Raw genomic sequence first — 299 nt, forward strand, 5'->3', positions numbered from 1 at the left:
CTGGGCGCGGGAGGAGCCGGCCGGTGGCGGACCCGTCGCCGCGCTCGACGCGGGGCTCCGGCTCACCACGGCCGAGTACGCGGTGGTGCTCTCCGCCGACCTGCCGTTCCTCGGCGCGGACACCGTGCACCGGCTGCTGGCCGCCCTGCGGGACGGCGATGCCGACGGGGCGATGCTCACCGACGACGACGGCCGCGCGCTGCTGCTGATCTGCCGCGAGTCATCCGCGCCCGTCCGCTGAACCCCGGTGCGAGACTGGGCCGATGACTCCGCTCACCCTGGCCCTGGTCGAGGACCTC

General features: G+C 75.9%; 1 pseudogene. It reads left to right on the forward strand.

What is annotated here, in order from left to right:
• Positions 1-196 (forward strand): annotated as a pseudogene (locus GT030_RS24720) (nucleotidyltransferase family protein); the annotation flags it as partial.
• Between the last annotated feature and the right edge of the window lie 103 nt (positions 197-299).

The organism is Streptomyces sp. SID1328, from assembly GCF_009865595.1.
GTDB lineage: Bacteria > Actinomycetota > Actinomycetes > Streptomycetales > Streptomycetaceae > Streptomyces > Streptomyces griseoluteus.